This window comes from Streptomyces sp. NPDC046859 (assembly GCF_040645135.1).
Classification (GTDB): domain Bacteria; phylum Actinomycetota; class Actinomycetes; order Streptomycetales; family Streptomycetaceae; genus Streptomyces.
Map to the genome: position 1 here is coordinate 271,653 of NZ_JBEYXR010000002.1, position 15,412 is coordinate 287,064.

At 74.6% G+C, this 15,412-nt stretch carries 14 protein-coding genes and 5 tRNA genes; 11 read left to right on the forward strand and 8 right to left on the reverse strand.

The features are described from left to right. Positions 1 to 174: 174 nt before the first annotated feature. From cobT to ABZ899_RS03655, 3 genes are all read left to right on the forward strand, one after another. Positions 175 to 3,855, forward strand: a complete 3,681-nt coding sequence (gene cobT / locus ABZ899_RS03645) for a nicotinate-nucleotide--dimethylbenzimidazole phosphoribosyltransferase (RefSeq protein ID WP_361340177.1) — start codon at positions 175 to 177, stop codon at positions 3,853 to 3,855. Positions 3,856 to 4,024: 169 nt separating this feature from the next. After that, positions 4,025 to 5,278: a uroporphyrinogen-III C-methyltransferase gene (gene cobA, locus ABZ899_RS03650; RefSeq protein ID WP_361340180.1), complete on the forward strand. Its 1,254-nt coding sequence runs from the start codon at positions 4,025 to 4,027 to the stop codon at positions 5,276 to 5,278. A 63-nt stretch (positions 5,279 to 5,341) separates the two neighbouring features. Next, the gene (locus tag ABZ899_RS03655; RefSeq protein ID WP_361340182.1) at positions 5,342 to 6,160 is read left to right on the forward strand and encodes an RNA methyltransferase; all 819 of its coding nucleotides are present in this window, start codon (positions 5,342 to 5,344) and stop codon (positions 6,158 to 6,160) included. Between the two features lie 3 nt (positions 6,161 to 6,163). On the opposite strand, the gene ABZ899_RS03660 is transcribed toward ABZ899_RS03655, so the two are convergent. Further along, the gene (locus tag ABZ899_RS03660; protein ID WP_361340567.1) at positions 6,164 to 7,543 is read right to left on the reverse strand and encodes a protein kinase; all 1,380 of its coding nucleotides are present in this window, start codon (positions 7,541 to 7,543) and stop codon (positions 6,164 to 6,166) included. A 615-nt stretch (positions 7,544 to 8,158) separates the two neighbouring features. Between ABZ899_RS03660 and ABZ899_RS03665 the strand changes: the two genes are divergently transcribed. From ABZ899_RS03665 to ABZ899_RS03675, 3 genes are all read left to right on the forward strand, one after another. Then, positions 8,159 to 8,356, forward strand: coding sequence for a hypothetical protein (locus ABZ899_RS03665; protein ID WP_361340185.1), 198 nt, complete (start codon positions 8,159 to 8,161; stop codon positions 8,354 to 8,356). 187 nt (positions 8,357 to 8,543) lie between these two features. Further along, positions 8,544 to 9,488, forward strand: a complete 945-nt coding sequence (locus ABZ899_RS03670; protein ID WP_361340187.1) for an aminoglycoside phosphotransferase family protein — start codon at positions 8,544 to 8,546, stop codon at positions 9,486 to 9,488. An 81-nt stretch (positions 9,489 to 9,569) separates the two neighbouring features. Beyond that, positions 9,570 to 9,860 carry a zf-TFIIB domain-containing protein gene (locus tag ABZ899_RS03675; RefSeq protein ID WP_361340190.1) on the forward strand — a complete coding sequence of 97 codons (291 nt, stop codon included), beginning with the start codon at positions 9,570 to 9,572 and terminating at the stop codon, positions 9,858 to 9,860. Positions 9,861 to 9,911: 51 nt separating this feature from the next. Here the strand turns inward: ABZ899_RS03675 and ABZ899_RS03680 are convergent. The 5 genes from ABZ899_RS03680 to ABZ899_RS03700 form a co-directional block, all read right to left on the reverse strand. Continuing rightward, positions 9,912 to 9,983, reverse strand: a tRNA-Val gene (locus tag ABZ899_RS03680). A 34-nt stretch (positions 9,984 to 10,017) separates the two neighbouring features. Then, positions 10,018 to 10,089, reverse strand: a tRNA-Val gene (locus ABZ899_RS03685). Positions 10,090 to 10,123: 34 nt separating this feature from the next. After that, positions 10,124 to 10,195 (reverse strand) — tRNA-Val (locus ABZ899_RS03690). A gap of 1 nt (position 10,196) precedes the next feature. Then, positions 10,197 to 10,270 (reverse strand) — tRNA-Cys (locus ABZ899_RS03695). Positions 10,271 to 10,308: 38 nt separating this feature from the next. Continuing rightward, a tRNA-Gly gene (locus ABZ899_RS03700) sits at positions 10,309 to 10,381 on the reverse strand. A 179-nt stretch (positions 10,382 to 10,560) separates the two neighbouring features. Between ABZ899_RS03700 and ABZ899_RS03705 the strand changes: the two genes are divergently transcribed. From ABZ899_RS03705 to ABZ899_RS03715, 3 genes are read left to right on the forward strand one after another with little or no spacing between them, the layout of a single operon-like run. Continuing rightward, positions 10,561 to 11,607, forward strand: a complete 1,047-nt coding sequence (locus ABZ899_RS03705; protein WP_361340193.1) for a chorismate-binding protein — start codon at positions 10,561 to 10,563, stop codon at positions 11,605 to 11,607. After that, positions 11,604 to 12,425, forward strand: coding sequence for an aminodeoxychorismate lyase (locus tag ABZ899_RS03710; RefSeq protein ID WP_151783093.1), 822 nt, complete (start codon positions 11,604 to 11,606; stop codon positions 12,423 to 12,425). Before ABZ899_RS03705 ends, ABZ899_RS03710 begins: the two co-directional genes overlap by 4 nt. Before the next feature lie 49 nt (positions 12,426 to 12,474). Continuing rightward, positions 12,475 to 13,299 (forward strand): GNAT family N-acetyltransferase, encoded by an 825-nt coding sequence (locus ABZ899_RS03715; protein ID WP_361340196.1) that lies wholly within the window; start codon positions 12,475 to 12,477, stop codon positions 13,297 to 13,299. On the opposite strand, the gene ABZ899_RS03720 is transcribed toward ABZ899_RS03715, so the two are convergent. Then, the gene (locus tag ABZ899_RS03720; protein WP_361340199.1) at positions 13,296 to 13,829 is read right to left on the reverse strand and encodes a DsbA family protein; all 534 of its coding nucleotides are present in this window, start codon (positions 13,827 to 13,829) and stop codon (positions 13,296 to 13,298) included. The two genes, ABZ899_RS03715 and ABZ899_RS03720, sit on opposite strands and share 4 nt — an antisense overlap. Positions 13,830 to 14,008: 179 nt before the next feature. Here ABZ899_RS03720 and ABZ899_RS03725 point away from each other — a divergent pair, with 179 nt between their 5' ends. Continuing rightward, positions 14,009 to 14,452 (forward strand): hypothetical protein, encoded by a 444-nt coding sequence (locus tag ABZ899_RS03725; RefSeq protein WP_361340202.1) that lies wholly within the window; start codon positions 14,009 to 14,011, stop codon positions 14,450 to 14,452. Positions 14,453 to 14,466: 14 nt separating this feature from the next. After that, the gene (locus ABZ899_RS03730) at positions 14,467 to 14,760 is read left to right on the forward strand and encodes a hypothetical protein (protein WP_361340584.1); all 294 of its coding nucleotides are present in this window, start codon (positions 14,467 to 14,469) and stop codon (positions 14,758 to 14,760) included. 65 nt (positions 14,761 to 14,825) lie between these two features. On the opposite strand, the gene ABZ899_RS03735 is transcribed toward ABZ899_RS03730, so the two are convergent. After that, positions 14,826 to 15,386, reverse strand: coding sequence for a CGNR zinc finger domain-containing protein (locus tag ABZ899_RS03735; protein ID WP_361340205.1), 561 nt, complete (start codon positions 15,384 to 15,386; stop codon positions 14,826 to 14,828). Between the last annotated feature and the right edge of the window lie 26 nt (positions 15,387 to 15,412).

A 15,412-nucleotide genomic window follows, 5' to 3' on the forward strand; every position in this document is an offset into this window, starting at 1 on the left:
CCTGTCGCGACGGCCGAACGGCCAGGACAATGCCACTCAATGGCTTTGTCGCCTTTTTTGGGCGGGTCGTTCGTGCCGCTGGGCTCGGACGCTCGTTCTTCATAGCGGGGCGGTCGGTGCGCCGTCCCCGGTGAGCAGGTCGTAGAAGCACTAACCGATGGGCGAGGGGTACGCATGACCGACACCGGCCAGGTCCCGGGCGAGGGACTGCCGGAGAGTGCAGGCATGGTGGAGCAGCCGGGTGTCCCCGCGGCGCCGGATGCGTACAGCTACCTCTCCGAGACTCCCGCCGAGGAAGAAGACCTGCTCCTGCCCGGTTCCCAGGGCGCCTGGGGCAACGAGGTCGCTCCGCCCGCGCCGGAGCCGGTCGTCGAGGCCGTGCACAAGCCCGACGCGCACGAGCTCTCCGGCCGCGACAGCGGCTCCGTCGACCTGACCGGCGTGCGGCTGCCCGGACCCTCGGCGCCCACGGCCCCCACGACGCCGATCCCGCCGATCACGCCCCGGCGCCCCCTGCACCTGGGCCCGCCCATCCCGGACGCCTCCGCCAGCCCGGTCCGTTCGCTGGCCGACCGGGGCGCCGTCGGCATGCCGGTCCGGCAGCCGGGCCCGGCCGTCCCCGAGCACGCCGAGACGCAGGCCCCGCCGCAGGCCCCCGCCTGGGGAGCGCCCGCCCCCGCCCCGGTCGGGACCGAGGCCCAGGCTGCCGAAACGGTTGTCCCGGTCACCGAGCCCGTCGGGGCCGCGCAGGCCGTCGTGGCCCGCGTCGCCACCGAGGCCGGTGCCGTCGCGGGCGTCGCCCAGGCCGCCGAGGCCGGTGCCGCCGCGCAGGCCGCCGAGGACCGGGCGCCCGTCGCCCACGACGAGACGTACGGCGCAGCCGAACCGTCGCCCGAGCACGCCGCCGCCGTCCCCGGCCAGGCCGGTGCTCCGGCCCCGGTCGCCCACCAGCCCCACGGGGAGACGGCCGCCCCGGCCGCGACCGGCGGCAACCCGCAGGACGCCGCCGAGCCCCAGGCCGTCGCCGCCCCGCAGGACGTTCAGCCCGGCGAGCCCGCGCAGGCCCCGGCCGCTCCCGAGGTGCCCGAGGCCGTGTCCGTCGCCGAGATGCCGGCGCCCGAGGCCGTGTCCGTCGCCGAGGCGCCGGAGCCCGAGGCGGTCGCGCCCCACGACGGCGCGCCCGTCGCCGAGGCGGCGTCCGTGGACCCGGTGCAGGACGCCCCGGCCCCGGTCGCCGAGGCCCCCGAGCCCGCCCCGCAGGACGTCGAGACCCCGGCCGGCGGCGAGGTGCCTGCCCCGGAGGGCACCGAGGCACAGTCCCAGCCCGAACCGCCCCAGAGCCCCGAGCCCGTCCCGGCACACGCCCCGGAGCCCGAGGCGGGGGCGCACACCCCCGAGCCCGCCCAGGCGCTCCCGCCCCTGGCCCCGGTCCCCGAGGCCGTCCCCGCCGACGTACCGGAACAGACCGAACCCCAGGCCGCCCCGACCGCCGCACCCGAGCAGGCCGAACCGGAAGCCGTCGCGGCCCCCGAACCGGCCGTCCAGGCCCCCGCCGCCGAGCAGCCAGCCGAGCCTGCCCCGGCCGAACAGCCGGCCCCGCTGACCGACGCGGTGGCGGCCCGGGCCGAGCAGCCGGTCCCGGACGCGGCCCCCCAGGCCGTCGCCGCGGAGCCCGCGGAGGCCACGGAGCCCGTCCAGCCGCTCGCGGCGGCCGTCGCCTCCGAGCCGGTCGCGGCCGAGGCGGTCGCGGCCGAGCAGTACGCGGCCGGGCAGTACGTCGCCGAACCGGCGGGCCCGCAGCTCAGGCCGGACGACGCCGTGGCAGTGATGCCGGGTGCCGTCCCCCAGGAGCCCGCGCCCGGCCAGTCCCTCGGCCAGTTCGTCCCGGTCGACGGCACCGTGCCGACCACCCCGCACCTCGCGCCCACCCCGCCGCAGCCGCTCCTCCTCCCCACCGAGGAGCCCCCGGCCCCCGCGGCCGAGGTGCCCGCCCCCCGCGAGGCCGGCCCCGGGCTCGTCCAGCACGCCGACGACCTGGACACCCGGGCCGCCGACGAGGACCGGGCAGACCAGGACGCGCGCGCGGAGGAGACCCCGGCCGAGGAGGAGCCGCGTCGGCCCGGCGCCGCCGCACCCGCGTACGACGACGCCGAACGCGAGGCCGTGCTCAAGGTGATGCGCGAGCGCCGCGACATCCGCAACGGCTTCCGCGGCGACCCCATCCCGCACGAGGTGCTGCTGCGGGTCCTGGAGGCCGCGCACACGGCGCCCTCCGTCGGCCACTCCCAGCCCTGGGACTTCGTCGTCATCCGTTCCTCGGAGACCCGGCGCACCATGCACGAACTGGCCATGCGCCAGCGTGAGGCGTACGCCAAGTCGCTGCCCAAGGGCCGCGCGAAGCAGTTCAAGGAACTGAAGATCGAGGCCATCCTCGACACCCCGGTGAACATCGTCGTCACCGCCGACCCCACCCGCGGCGGCCGCCACACCCTCGGCCGGCACACCCAGCCGCAGATGGCGCCGTACTCCGCCGCCCTCGCCGTCGAGAACCTCTGGCTCGCCGCCCGAGCCGAGGGCCTCGGCGTCGGCTGGGTCAGCTTCTTCGACGAGCGCGAGATGGTCCGCGCCCTCGGCCTGCCCGAGCACCTGGAGGTCATCGCCTACCTCTGCGTCGGGTACGTCGACGAGTTCCCGGACGAGCCCGAGCTGCTCCAGGCGGGCTGGTCCAAGCGCCGCCCGCTGTCCTGGGTCGTCCACGAGGAGACGTACGGCCGCCGCGCCCTGCCCGGCGAGGAGCCGCACGACCTGCTCGCCGAGACCGTCTCCCAGATCCGCCCGCTGGACGCCAAGGCGCTCGGCGAGGCGTGGGAGCGGCAGAAGCGCATGACGAAGCCGGCCGGCGCGCTCGGCATGCTGGAGATCATCTCCGCGCAGCTGTCCGGCCTGTCCCGGCAGTGCCCGCCCCCGATCCCGGAGCCCGCGGCCGTCGCGATCTTCGCCGGTGACCACGGCGTGCACGCCCAGGGCGTCACCCCGTGGCCGCAGGAGGTCACGGCCCAGATGGTGGCCAACTTCCTCGGCGGCGGCGCGGTCTGCAACGCCTTCGCCGCCCAGGTCGGCGCCGAGGTCTGCGTGGTCGACGTGGGCGTGGCCGCCGACCTCCCGGCCACCCCGGGCCTGCTGCCCCGCAAGGTCCGCGCCGGCACCGCCGACATGACGACCGGCCCGGCGATGACCCGCGAGGAGGCCAAGCAGGCCGTCGAGGTCGGCATCGAGACCGCCCGCGACCTGGTGGCGGCCGGCAACAAGGCACTGCTGACCGGTGAGATGGGCATCGCCAACACCACGGCGTCCGCCGCGCTGATCTCCCTCTACACCGGCACCGACCCGGCCGAGGTCACCGGCCGCGGTACCGGCATCAACGACGAGACGCTGGCCCGCAAGACCGAGGTCGTCCGGCGCGCCCTGGAGTTCCACCGGCCCGACCCGGCCGACCCGATCGGGGTGCTCGCCGCGATCGGCGGTCTGGAGCACGCCGCGCTCGTCGGTCTGCTGCTCGGCGGCGCCTCCCTGCGCACGCCGGTGATCCTGGACGGCGTGAGCGCCGGCGCCGCCGCGCTGGTGGCCCGCGCGATCGCCCCCGAGGTGCTGGCGGCGTGCATCGCGGGCCACCGCAGCGCCGAGCCCGGACATGTGGCCGCCCTGAACAAGCTGGGTCTGCGCCCCCTGGTCGACCTCGACCTGCGGCTCGGCGAGGGCACGGGCGCGCTCCTGGCCCTCCCGCTCGTCCAGAGCACGGCCCGGGCGATGCACGAGGTGGCGACGTTCGACTCGGCGGGCGTCACCGAGAAGTAGCCGGGTGCCAGGGGACCCGGAGCCGCGCGCCCCGGGTCCCCTCGCCGTGCGCGCGCAGACCCGAGAGCCGCCCAGCCCTCGGACCCCCCGACGGCCGGTGCCGTCCGCAGCATAAAATCCGCACGTCAGGGCATCGCCCCGCCGCCACCTCCAAGGGAGCCGCACCCTCATGGCCGAACACCCCGCCTATCCCGTAGGCCTGCGCCTCACCGGTCGCCGGGTCGTCGTCCTCGGCGGTGGCCAGGTCGCCCAGCGCCGCCTCCCGGCGCTCGTCGCGGCGGGCGCCGACATCCGGCTGGTGTCCCCCGAGGCGACCCCGTCGGTCGAGGCGATGGCGGACGCGGGAGAGCTCACCTGGCACCGGCGCCGCTACCAGGAGGGCGACCTCGCGGACGCCTGGTACGCCCTGATCGCCACCAGCGACCCGGAGGCCAACACGGCCGCCTCCGCCGAGGCCGAGCGGCACCGTGTGTGGTGCGTCCGCTCGGACGACGCCGACGCCGCGACGGCCTGGACGCCGGCCACCGGTCACAGCGAGGGTGTCACCGTCGCCGTCCTCACGACCGACGCACGCGGTCGCGATCCCCGGCACACCGCCGCCATCCGGGACGCGGTCGTCGAGGGCCTGCGCGACGGCACCCTCGTCGCCCCGCACCACCGCACCCGCAAGCCCGGCGTCGCCCTCGTCGGCGGCGGCCCCGGCGACCCGGACCTGATCACCGTGCGCGGACGCCGGCTGCTCGCCGAGGCCGACGTGGTCATCGCCGACCATCTCGGCCCGCGCGACCTCCTCGCGGAACTGCCGCCGAGCGTCGAGGTGATCGACGCGGCGAAGCTGCCGTACGGCCGCTTCATGGCCCAGGAGGCCATCAACGACGCCCTGATCCAGCACGCCAAGCAGGGCAAGTCGGTGGTACGGCTCAAGGGCGGCGACCCGTTCGTCTACGGCCGGGGCATGGAGGAGGTCATCGCGCTGGCGGAGGCCGGCATCCCGTGCACGGTCGTGCCCGGCATCTCCAGCTCGATCTCCGTGCCGGGCGCCGCCGGCATCCCGGTGACGCACCGGGGCGTGGCCCATGAGTTCACGGTGGTCAGCGGCCATGTCGCCCCTGACGACGAGCGGTCCCTGGTGGACTGGCCGTCGCTCGCCAAGCTCACCGGCACACTGGTGATCCTCATGGGCGTCGGTACCCTCGGCAAGGTCGCCGAGACGCTCATCGCCCACGGCAAGTCCCCGGACACCCCGGTGGCCCTGGTCCAGGAGGGCACCACGGCCGGGCAGCGCCGGGTCGACGCGACGCTCGCCACGGCCGGCGCCGCGGTGATCGAGCACGAGGTGAAGCCGCCCGCCGTCATCGTCATCGGCGAGGTCGTGAAGGCGGGCCCCGCGCCCTCCGCCTCCTCGCCGGCCCCTCACGCGTAACCGCGGGTAACAACCCCGCCCCGCACCGTTGGCACCACACCCAGGACAAGGCAGTATCACTCTGTGGCCGATCTCATCACCGTCGACGACCCCGACGACCCGCGTCTGCGCGACTACACGGGCCTGACCGACGTCGACCTGCGCCGCCGCCGCGAACCCGCCGAGGGCCTGTTCATCGCCGAGGGCGAGAAGGTCATCAGACGGGCCAAGGAAGCCGGCTACGAGATGCGCTCGATGCTGCTGTCGGCCAAGTGGATCGACGTGATGCGCGACGTCATCGACGAACTCCCGGCACCCGTCTACGCGGTCAGCCCGGACCTCGCCGAACAGGTCACCGGCTACCACGTGCACCGCGGCGCCCTGGCGTCCATGCAGCGCAAGCCCCTCCCCGGCGCCACCGACCTGCTCCGCACCGCCCGCCGCGTCGTGGTCATGGAGTCGGTCAACGACCACACCAACATCGGCGCGATCTTCCGCTCCGCCGCGGCCCTCGGCATGGACGCCGTACTGCTCTCCCCGGACTGCGCCGACCCGCTGTACCGCCGCAGCGTCAAGGTCTCCATGGGCGCGGTCTTCTCCGTGCCGTACGCCCGTCTGGACACCTGGCCCAAGGCGCTGGAGACGGTGCGCGAGGCCGGCTTCTCCCTGCTCGCCCTCACCCCGGACGAGAAGGCGAAGACCCTCGACGAGGCCGCTCCGCACCGGATGGACCGGGTGGCCCTGATGCTCGGCGCCGAGGGCGGCGGCCTGTCCACGCAGGCCCTGGTCGCCGCCGACGAATGGGTCCGCATCCCCATGGCGCACGGCGTCGACTCCCTCAACGTGGGCGCCGCGGCCGCCGTGGCCTTCTACGCGGTGGCCACGGGCCGCCCCGAGACGTAGCCCCTACTCCGGGATCTCGAACTCCGAGGAGTACCGCTCGTCCATCGTCCCGTGGTCCGGCGCGACCCGCTCCTGCACGGGACGCCCGCCGCCGGTGCCACCGAGGCCCCGGTCCGGACCCTGGCAGCCCTGGGCGGCCGCGATCCCCAGCGCCACGAGCAGCGTCACCACGACGAACACGAACAGCCGCTGCCGCAGCAACTGCGGATTGGCGGGCCGGCGCCCGGTCCCGGTGTTCCGCGGAGCCGTACGGCCGGAGCCGCCCCGTGTCGCGGGCCTGCCACCGTTGCGCGGGGCGCCGCGCGGCGCGGGCATCGGCCGGGAACCCGCGCGGGACGCGGAGCCGCCACCGGTCCTCGGCGCGGAACCGTCCCGGGCGGGACCGGGCACCCGGCCCGTACCCGCGCCGCGCGGTCCGGCCGCCCCCCGCGGCGGGGGAGTGCCCGGCGAGCGCCGCTGCACCCGCTGCGGTTCCGGATACGTGTCGGCGAGCCGTCCGGTGACCCGGTCCGCCTCGGCGGCGCGCTGCGCCGGCGGGCGCACGTCCCCGAGCCCCTGAGCCTCCCGGGCGGCGATCTCCTTCAGACGCAGCGACAGCTGGACGGTGCTGGGCCGCTCCCCGGGGTCCTTCGCCAGACAGGCGCGCACGAGCGGCGCGAGGGCGTCCGGCACACCGTGCAGCTGCGCCTCCTCGTGCACGACGCGGTACAGCATCACCTCGGAACTGCCGTGCCCGAACGGCGAGTCACCCATCGACGCGTACGCGAGCGTGGCGCCCAGGGAGAAGACGTCCGTGGCCGGGGTGACGGCGGCGCCGCGCACCTGCTCCGGGGCGAGGAAACCGGGCGAGCCGACCGCCGTGCCGACGTGGGTGAGGGTCGAGGCACCCGTGGCCCAGGCGATGCCGAAGTCGATGATCCGCGGCCCCTTGGGGGACAGCAGGATGTTGGACGGCTTCAGATCCCGGTGCACGACCCCCGCCTCGTGGACCGCGACCAGCCCTTCGGACAGGGCGGCCCCCACGGCGGCGACCTCCGCGGCCCCGAGCGGGCCCTCGTCGGCGACCTTGTCGTGCAGGGAGGGGCCGGGCACGTACTGCGTGGCGAACCACGGACGTTCCGCCTCCAGATCGGCGGCCACCAGCCGGGCCGTGCACCCGCCCCGGATCCGCCGCGCCGCCGAGACCTCCCGCGCGAACCTGGAGCGGAATTCCTGGTCCTCGGCCAGGTCGGGCCGGATCACCTTGAGCGCGACCCGCTGCCCCTTCTTGTCGGAGCCCAGGTAGACAACGCCCATCCCGCCCGCGCCCAGCCGTCTGTGAAGCCTGAACGATCCGACGACGCGCGGGTCCTCGCGCCTCAGGCGCATCATCGCCATGTTCATCCCCGCTGCCCGGTCCGTGTGACGTGCCACAGCTTACGTTTCCACGGGCCGCCGTGCGCAGAGGCCGCGCCCTCTCGGTCCGGTGGATTGTCGGGCGCCTGCCGCGAAGGTGAAAGGCGGTCAGAGAGCTGACGGGCAAGGCGACTTCACCCCTCCGTCGGTGTCAACCCACAATGGAGCTGGGGAGGTTGGGGCCACGCCGGGCAGGGACCCGGCGAGGGAGACGGGGGAGCGGGACGCCGGCCGTGGCGGACCGGCGACGGCGGGCGGGGGCGGACGCCACCGGAGGATCGCGGTCCCGTCGGCCGACACCGAGTGAGAGAAGTCACCCGGTGGAGCCTGCCGGACCCCCCCGGCGGACACCCCGGAGAAAACGGGCGGAGCGGACGTCCCCTCCGGGAAGACCCCGAGACCCGCGCGCCGATCTCCACCCAGGGGAGTACTCCGCCCGCGAGGGCTCATCCTCCGGGAGGCCCGCCAATCGGTACGAGGGCATGACGTGCGGAAGGGGGCACGCGCCTAGATTTGAGGTCAAGCGGCGGGTGCAGCACTCGTCCCCCGAGGTCAGACGCCCGCCGCTGCCGACCGGATCCGACACAGGTCAGGAGAGGGACCATGGCCCAGACGGCACCGCGGGCACTGATCCGCACGCAGGCGCGCCTCATGCCGCGCCCCCGCCGCCAGGGCCGCCGCCACCCGCTGGTGGCGACACTCATGGCCCTTCCCCTGGCGGCCCTGCTCCTCCTCGTCTTCGACGGGTGGGAGACGGTGGCCACACAGGCGTCGTCCGTGGGTGTGATGCTGGGGCGCTGAGCGGCGACCCCAGGCCCGGAAGAGCGGTCCGGGCGGGGACATCCATCCATGAAACCCCGTGGGGACGGGGGTGCGGCGGACGGCACAGATGCCGGCGCAGCTGGGGAGCTGCGCCGGCACTGCTGTTGCCCGGCACCACCGGCGGACGCGTACGCTCGCCCCAGCCGACCCGCCTGCGAGGGACCCCGTGACGCCGAACCGCCTCCTGCCCGACCTCGCCGCGCGCGCCGAGGCCACGGCCCACTCCCTCGCACCGGCCTGCGGCGCCTGCACGGACGTCACCCTCGCCGACCGCCCCGACGCCACGGTCGTCCGCCACGCCGGCACCGTGGCCAAGGCGCACCCCCCGGACAGCACCCCGGCCGACCTGGTCCCCCGCCTCACCGCCGCAGCGCGGCTCCCGGGCCTCCTCCTGGCCCCGCTCACCCCCGCGCCCGCCGACCTGCACGGCCGGCTCGTCACCTGCTGGCCGTACGGCCGCCCCGTGGACCCGGCCGACCCCGACGCGGCGCCCTGGGAGGAGGCGGCCGCGCTGCTCGCCGGCCTGCACCGCACGCCCGCCCCGGCCGGCCTGCCCGCCATGCGGGGACCGGTGAAGGCCGCCCGCGCCGTGACCCGGCTCCGCTCCGCCACCGCCGCCCCGCGCGCGGCGGTCACCGCCGTCCTGCGCGCCTGGGACACCCTCCCGCCCTGGGCCCGCGCCGAGGCCCCGCAGCCGGCCCCGGGCGCCCTGTGCCACGGCGACTTCCACCTCGGCCAGCTCGTCCGGCACCCGGCGCCCGACGGGCCATGGCTGCTGATCGACGTCGACGACCTCGGCACCGGCGTACCCGCCTGGGACCTGGGCCGCCCCGCCGCCTGGTACGCCTGCGGACTGCTCCCGCCCGACGAGTGGAGCCGCTTTCTGACCGCCTACCGGGCCGCCGGCGGAACCGCGGTCCCCGACGCGGGCGACCCCTGGCCCGCGCTGGACGTCCCGGCCCGCGCCCTCACCGTGCAGACGGCCGCCAGGGCGATCACCAAGGCCCGGGCCGGGGGCCGTCCGCTGGACGAGGTCGAGCAGTGCCTGGTGGACGCCTGTGACCGAATGGCTTCCGTCCCTGCGGAGTTGGCCCGAGAAGAGGCGAAGTAGGGTGCAACCGACCGCAGCCGGGCAGAGTCTGTCCTGGCGAGACGCGAAGCAGGACCGACCGGCGAGGAGTTGAGCCGAACGATGCAGTGTCCGAAGTGCCATGCGCCGATGCACACCTACAACCGCAACGGCGTCCAGATCGAGCAGTGCAGTGGCTGCCGTGGGATCTTCCTGGACTACGGCGAGCTGGAGGCCCTGACCCGCCTGGAGTCCCAGTGGGCCCAGCCGGCCCCGCCGCCCCCGGCCGCTCCGCAGGCGTACCCGGCCGCGGCCCCGCAGGCCCCGGCGTGGGGTGCCCCGCACGGCGGCCACGGCGCCCACTACGGCCACGGCCGCCACAAGAGCTTCGGCCACATGCTGTTCTCCAGCTGAGCCGCCGGGCCACGAAGAAGCCCCCGGTCGTCGACCGGGGGCTTCGGTGTGTGGACGATACTGGGATTGAACCAGTGACCTCTTCCGTGTCAGGGAAGCGCTCTCCCGCTGAGCTAATCGTCCTCGGGACCACGGCCCGGGGGCCGTGGGCACTGCGTGCGCGATACTGGGATTGAACCAGTGACCTCTTCCGTGTCAGGGAAGCGCTCTCCCGCTGAGCTAATCGCGCGGGTCAGACCCTCGGCGTTCCGTCGAAGATCCAGTGGACGATACTGGGATTGAACCAGTGACCTCTTCCGTGTCAGGGAAGCGCTCTCCCGCTGAGCTAATCGTCCTTGGAGGTGGAGACGGGATTTGAACCCGTGTAGACGGCTTTGCAGGCCGTTGCCTCGCCTCTCGGCCACTCCACCAGGAGTGAGGGGGTCGGGAAGATCCCCTTGTTCCTTCGAGCGGACGACGAGGCTCGAACTCGCGACCTCAACCTTGGCAAGGTTGCGCTCTACCAACTGAGCTACGTCCGCTTGACGTTTCCGTTCCGCTCGCGCGGCCCGGCGACGAGTTGAACTCTAGCGGATTCCGGGGCCAGCACAAAAACGCGTTTGCGCAGCGTGCTGCGCCTCACCTGCTCGGCGAGCCGGGGAACCGTCCGCAGCGGACAGGGCCAGGTCGCCGCGGAAGCACCGGCCATAGACTCGACGGCGTGCACGACCTCCCGCCTCTCGCCCGTTTCGGCGACCGCGTCGCCACCGGTCTCCTGGACGTCACCAGCGACCCCGCGGCCCTCGACTCCAGCGGCTTCTGGGCCGTCTGCGCCGACTTCGAGGGCGCTCTGACCTGCGCCCGCTTCCGCGACGTACGGCGGGAGGAGGTGCCCGCCCCGGTGCCGGGCGCCTGGGCCGGGCCGGCGGCCGGTGACTGGACGTCGTCCCTCGACCGCGCCGCGTACACGGCCGGGGTGCGGCGCATCCGGGAGCACATCGCGGCCGGCGAGGTCTACCAGGCCAACCTCTGCCGCGTGCTGAGCGCGCCCGTCGGAGCGGACGCCGACGTCGACGCGCTGACCGCCCTCCTCGCGCGCGGCAACCCGGCGCCGTATGCGGGAACGATTCGGCTGCCGGGACACGGCGTGGAGATCGCCACCGCCTCGCCCGAGCTGTTCCTGCGCCGCGACGGGCGTGTCGTGGAGTCCGGGCCGATCAAGGGCACCGGCCGCACCGAGGCGGACCTGCTGGAGAAGGACTACGCCGAGAACGTCATGATCGTCGACCTCGTGCGCAACGACATCGGCCGGGTCTGCGCCACCGGCTCGGTGTCCGTCCCCGACCTGTGCGCCGTGGAGAAGCACCCGGGGCTCGTGCACCTCGTCTCCACGGTCCGCGGCGAACTGCGCCCCGGCACCGGCTGGCCCGAACTCCTCGGCGCCGCCTTCCCGCCCGGCTCGGTCACCGGCGCGCCCAAGTCCAGCGCGCTGCGGATCATCGAGGCGCTGGAGACGGCGCCGCGCGGGCCGTACTGCGGAGGCGTCGGCTGGGTCGACGCCGACCGGGGCACCGGCGAGCTGGCCGTTGGCATACGGACCTTCTGGATCGACCGGGACGCGGGCGAGCTGCGTTTCGGCACCGGCGCGGGGATCACCTGGGGGTCGGACCCGGAGGGCGAGTGGCGGGAGACCGAACTGAAGGCGTCCCGGCTGCTCGGGGTAGCGTCGGGTACGTACGAGGTGAGTGGAGAGGGACTGCAACCGTGAAGATCTGGCTCGACGGCGGGTTGAAGGACATCGAGACCGCCCGCGTCTCCGTCTTCGACCACGGTCTGACCGTGGGCGACGGCATCTTCGAGACCGTGAAGGCGGTGGACGGCCGGCTGTTCGCGCTGACCCGGCACCTCGACCGGCTGACGCGTTCGGCGCTGGGGCTCGGCCTGCCCGCCCCCGACCACGACGAGGTCCGCCGGGCCTGCGCCGCCGTCCTGGAGGCGAACCCGATGCCGCTCGGCCGGCTGCGCATCACCTACACCGGCGGTCAGGGCCCGCTCGGCTCCGACCGCGGCGAGCACGGGCCCACGCTCGTCGTCGCCCTCGGCGAGACCAGCCGCCGCCCCGACAGCACGGCCGTGATCACGGTCCCCTGGACCCGCAACGAGCGGGGCGCGCTCACCGGCCTGAAGACCACCTCGTACGCCGAGAACGTCGTCGCCCTCGCCCGCGCCCATGAACGCGGCGCCTCCGAGGCGCTGTTCGCCAACACCGTCGGGCAGCTCTGCGAGGGCACCGGCTCCAACGTCTTCGTCGTCCTGGACGGGGAGATCCACACCCCGCCGGTCGCCTCGGGCTGTCTCGCGGGCATCACCCGCGCCCTCACCGTCGAGTGGACCGGCGCCAAGGAGACCGACCTGCCGCTGGACGTCCTGGAGCGGGCCGACGAGGTCTTCCTCACCTCCACCCTGCGGGACGTGCAGGCCGTGCACCGCGTCGACGACCGCGAACTGCCGGGCGCGCCAGGGCCGGTGACCGCCAAGGCCATGCGGATCTTCGAGGAGCGCTCCGGCGACGACCTCGACCCGTGACCGGGAATTCGGCTGCCGCGGGCCCGGTCCGCTGGGTAGAACTCACAGGATGACCACGACCCTGCGGCCGACCGAGCCGCTTCAGCACCATGCCGACGGGACCCGTTCGCGCCGCTTCCAGGTGTGTGTGAACGGGCGCCCCGTGGGCGTCCTCCTCCTGGGCACGCACCCCGTCTTCGGCGAGGGAGTGGCCCGGATGACGGAGCTGCGCATCGAGGAGGCCGACCGGCGGCGTGGGCGGGCCACCGTCGCCGCCCTCGCCGCGGAGGAGGTGGCGCGCGGCTGGGGCTGCCACCGCATCGAGGTGACGGTCCCCGGGGACGCCGTCCCGGCGCTGCGCCTGGTCACCGCCCTCGGCTACCTCCTGCGCAACCGGGGCATGGCCAAGGCGCTCGGCGAGACCCCGCCCGCGCTCCCGGCGGGCATCCGGGCGCGCCGCATGACCGAGTCCGAGTACGAGACGTGGCTGGTCAAGAGCGACGAGGACTACGTCCGCAGCTGGGTCGAGCGCGGCGTCCCCGAGGACGAGGCCCGGGCCAAGTCGCGGCGGGACCACCAGGCACTCCTGCCCCAGGGGCTCCGCACGCCCGGCACCACCATCGACGTCCTGGAGCACGCGGGGACCCCGGTGGGCACCGTGTGGGTCGGGACCCGGCAGGGCCGGGCCTATGTGTACGACATCGAGACGCGCCCGGAGCACCGGGGCCGGGGCCACGGCCGTTCGCTGATGCTCCAGGCCGAGGGCCGGGCGATCGCCGCCGGGCACCGGATGATCGGCCTCAACGTCTTCGCGGGCAACACCGCCGCCGAGCGGCTGTACGACTCGCTCGGCTACGAGACGACGGTCTACGCCCTCTACAAGGCGCTGCTCTAGCGGCCGTCAGGCCCCGCCTGCTCCTCCAGCAGCCGGTCCGCGATCTCCTCGACGCGCTCGCGCAGCCCCTCCTGGCTCTTGCCGCCGTCGAGGCGCTCGCCGCCGATCACATACGTGGGGGTGCCGGTCACGCCGATCGCCTTGCCCTCGGCCTGGTCGGCGTCGACGATCAGGATGTGCCGTCCGTCGACCAGCGCGGTGTCGAACTCCTCCGCGTCCAGGCCCAGTTCCCGGGCCACCTCGATCAGGAAGGGCTCGCCCTTGCGGTGCAGCTCCTCGACCCGGCCGAGCACGGCCTCGATGTACGGCCACCCCTGCCCCTGCTCCAGGGCCTCCTCGGCGGCCTGCGCGGCGGCGAAGGCGTGCTTGTGCTTCTCCAGCGGGAAGTGCCGCAGCCGCACCTCCAGCCGGTCGCCGTAGCGGGAGCGCAGGGCGCGCAGATCGTCCAGGGCGCCGCGGCAGTCGGGGCACTGGAGCTCGCACCAGAAGTCGAGGACGACGGCGGTGCGCTCGGTGGAGGAGTCGTTCATGGTGCCAGTCTCCCAGCCCCGCCCGGGCGGGCCCAATCCGGCCCGTGACCGGCACCTGCGGAGGAGACGACCCGGAGTTCTCCCTGATGTCGGCTCGAGCCGTGGCCGCGCGAGGTGGCGACGGTGCAGGATGGAAGGGACGAAGTGCCCTGTCGCACGCAGCCCGCCTGGAGGACCGGATGATTGCCGAGACCGTCTGTTCCGCCGTCGCCGCGGCCGGCCTGGGCATCGCGGCGGTCACGGCGTACCGCAAGCGGTTCCTCGCGGCCACGCGCATCGCGGCCTACGCGCTGGTGCCTCTGGGGCTGGTGATGACCGGTGTCGTGGAGTGGCTGGCCGGCACCGCCTTCAGTCCGACGGCCTGGGCGGGCTTCGGGGTCCTCGGGCTGGCCTGGGTGCTGTTCGCGAGCACCCGTGCGGTGGAGCGCCGCCGGGGCGGCACCCGCGCGGAGCGCAAGGAGGCCCGTGCGGCGGAGCGCCGCGAGGCGGTGGCCCCGGCGGCCTCCGCGCCCTCGCTGGGGGAGGGGTCCAAGCCGGCGAAGCGGCCCGCGAACGCCCCGCGCGCGGAGCCCACCGACGACTTCAGCGACATCGAGGCCATCCTGAAGAAGCACGGCATCTGACCCGGGCACACCGGGTGGAAGCGACACAGTGGGTCGCCCTCCGGCCCGGAACGATCACCAATCGGACCGGACATCACGGATTACGGCGAACACCCGCTCATTCCGGGCGCGGTGATCGCGAAGCGGGGCTGATCTGCGCCATCATCGCCCGCGAGATGCTGGACACGACACAGAGCGAGGCCGCGCCACCTCAGGACGAGCCTCGTGGGTGCCTCTTCGCCCTTTCCCAGCCACCGCTGATGATCTTCCTTGCGGTGATCGGGTGTCTGCTGCTCATGGCTGCGCTGCACGATCTGCTGCTGCTCTGAGCCGTACCCGCGGTCCCCGGCGCCACCCGCCGGGGCCCGCGTCGACACTCCGCCCGGCCGGCGTCTCAGCCGGTGGCCTCCTTGCGGCGCGCCCGGTAGGCGGCCACATGCAGCCGGTTGCCGCAGGTACGGCTGTCGCAGTAGCGGCGGGAACGGTTGCGCGAGAGATCCACGAAGGCGTGCCGGCAGTCCGGTGCCTCGCAGCGCCGCAGCCGCTCCTGCTCCCCGGCCACCACGAAGAAGGCCAGCGCCATGCCGCAGTCCGCCGCGAGATGGTCCGCCACGGAGGCGCCGGGGGCGAAGTAGTGCACATGCCAGCCGTGGCCGTCGTGGTCGGTCAGACGCGGTGTGGTGCCCGCCGCCGCCACGAGTTCGTTGATCTGCCCGGCCGCGGCCCGCGGATCCGTCGCCGCGAAGATCGACGCGAACCGTCCGCGCACCTTGCGCACCGCCGACAGGTCGAACTCGGACAGCACCCCCACATCGCTGATGTCGTGCTTTCGCACGAAGTCGGCGAGGGCAGTGATGTCCGACAGCCCGTCCGCGGCGCCGTCCTCGTCCGGCGCGGTGTTCACCAGGTCCACCACGACATCGAGTGCGCACCGGGCGTCATGGGTGATCAGCACGTTCTGCTCCCTGGCCTGGAGGTGGG

Excerpts from the sequence above, each read along its gene's own strand:
- cobA (WP_361340180.1), top strand. The coding sequence starts at position 4,025 with ATGGCCGAACACCCCGCCTATCCCGTAGGCCTGCGCCTCACCGGTCGC.
- ABZ899_RS03660 (WP_361340567.1), bottom strand. The coding sequence starts at position 7,543 with ATGAACATGGCGATGATGCGCCTGAGGCGCGAGGACCCGCGCGTCGTC.
- ABZ899_RS03675 (WP_361340190.1), top strand. The coding sequence starts at position 9,570 with ATGCAGTGTCCGAAGTGCCATGCGCCGATGCACACCTACAACCGCAAC.
- ABZ899_RS03720 (WP_361340199.1), bottom strand. The coding sequence starts at position 13,829 with ATGAACGACTCCTCCACCGAGCGCACCGCCGTCGTCCTCGACTTCTGG.
- cobT (WP_361340177.1), top strand. The coding sequence starts at position 175 with ATGACCGACACCGGCCAGGTCCCGGGCGAGGGACTGCCGGAGAGTGCA.
- ABZ899_RS03725 (WP_361340202.1), top strand. The coding sequence starts at position 14,009 with ATGATTGCCGAGACCGTCTGTTCCGCCGTCGCCGCGGCCGGCCTGGGC.
- ABZ899_RS03665 (WP_361340185.1), top strand. The coding sequence starts at position 8,159 with ATGGCCCAGACGGCACCGCGGGCACTGATCCGCACGCAGGCGCGCCTC.
- ABZ899_RS03715 (WP_361340196.1), top strand. The coding sequence starts at position 12,475 with ATGACCACGACCCTGCGGCCGACCGAGCCGCTTCAGCACCATGCCGAC.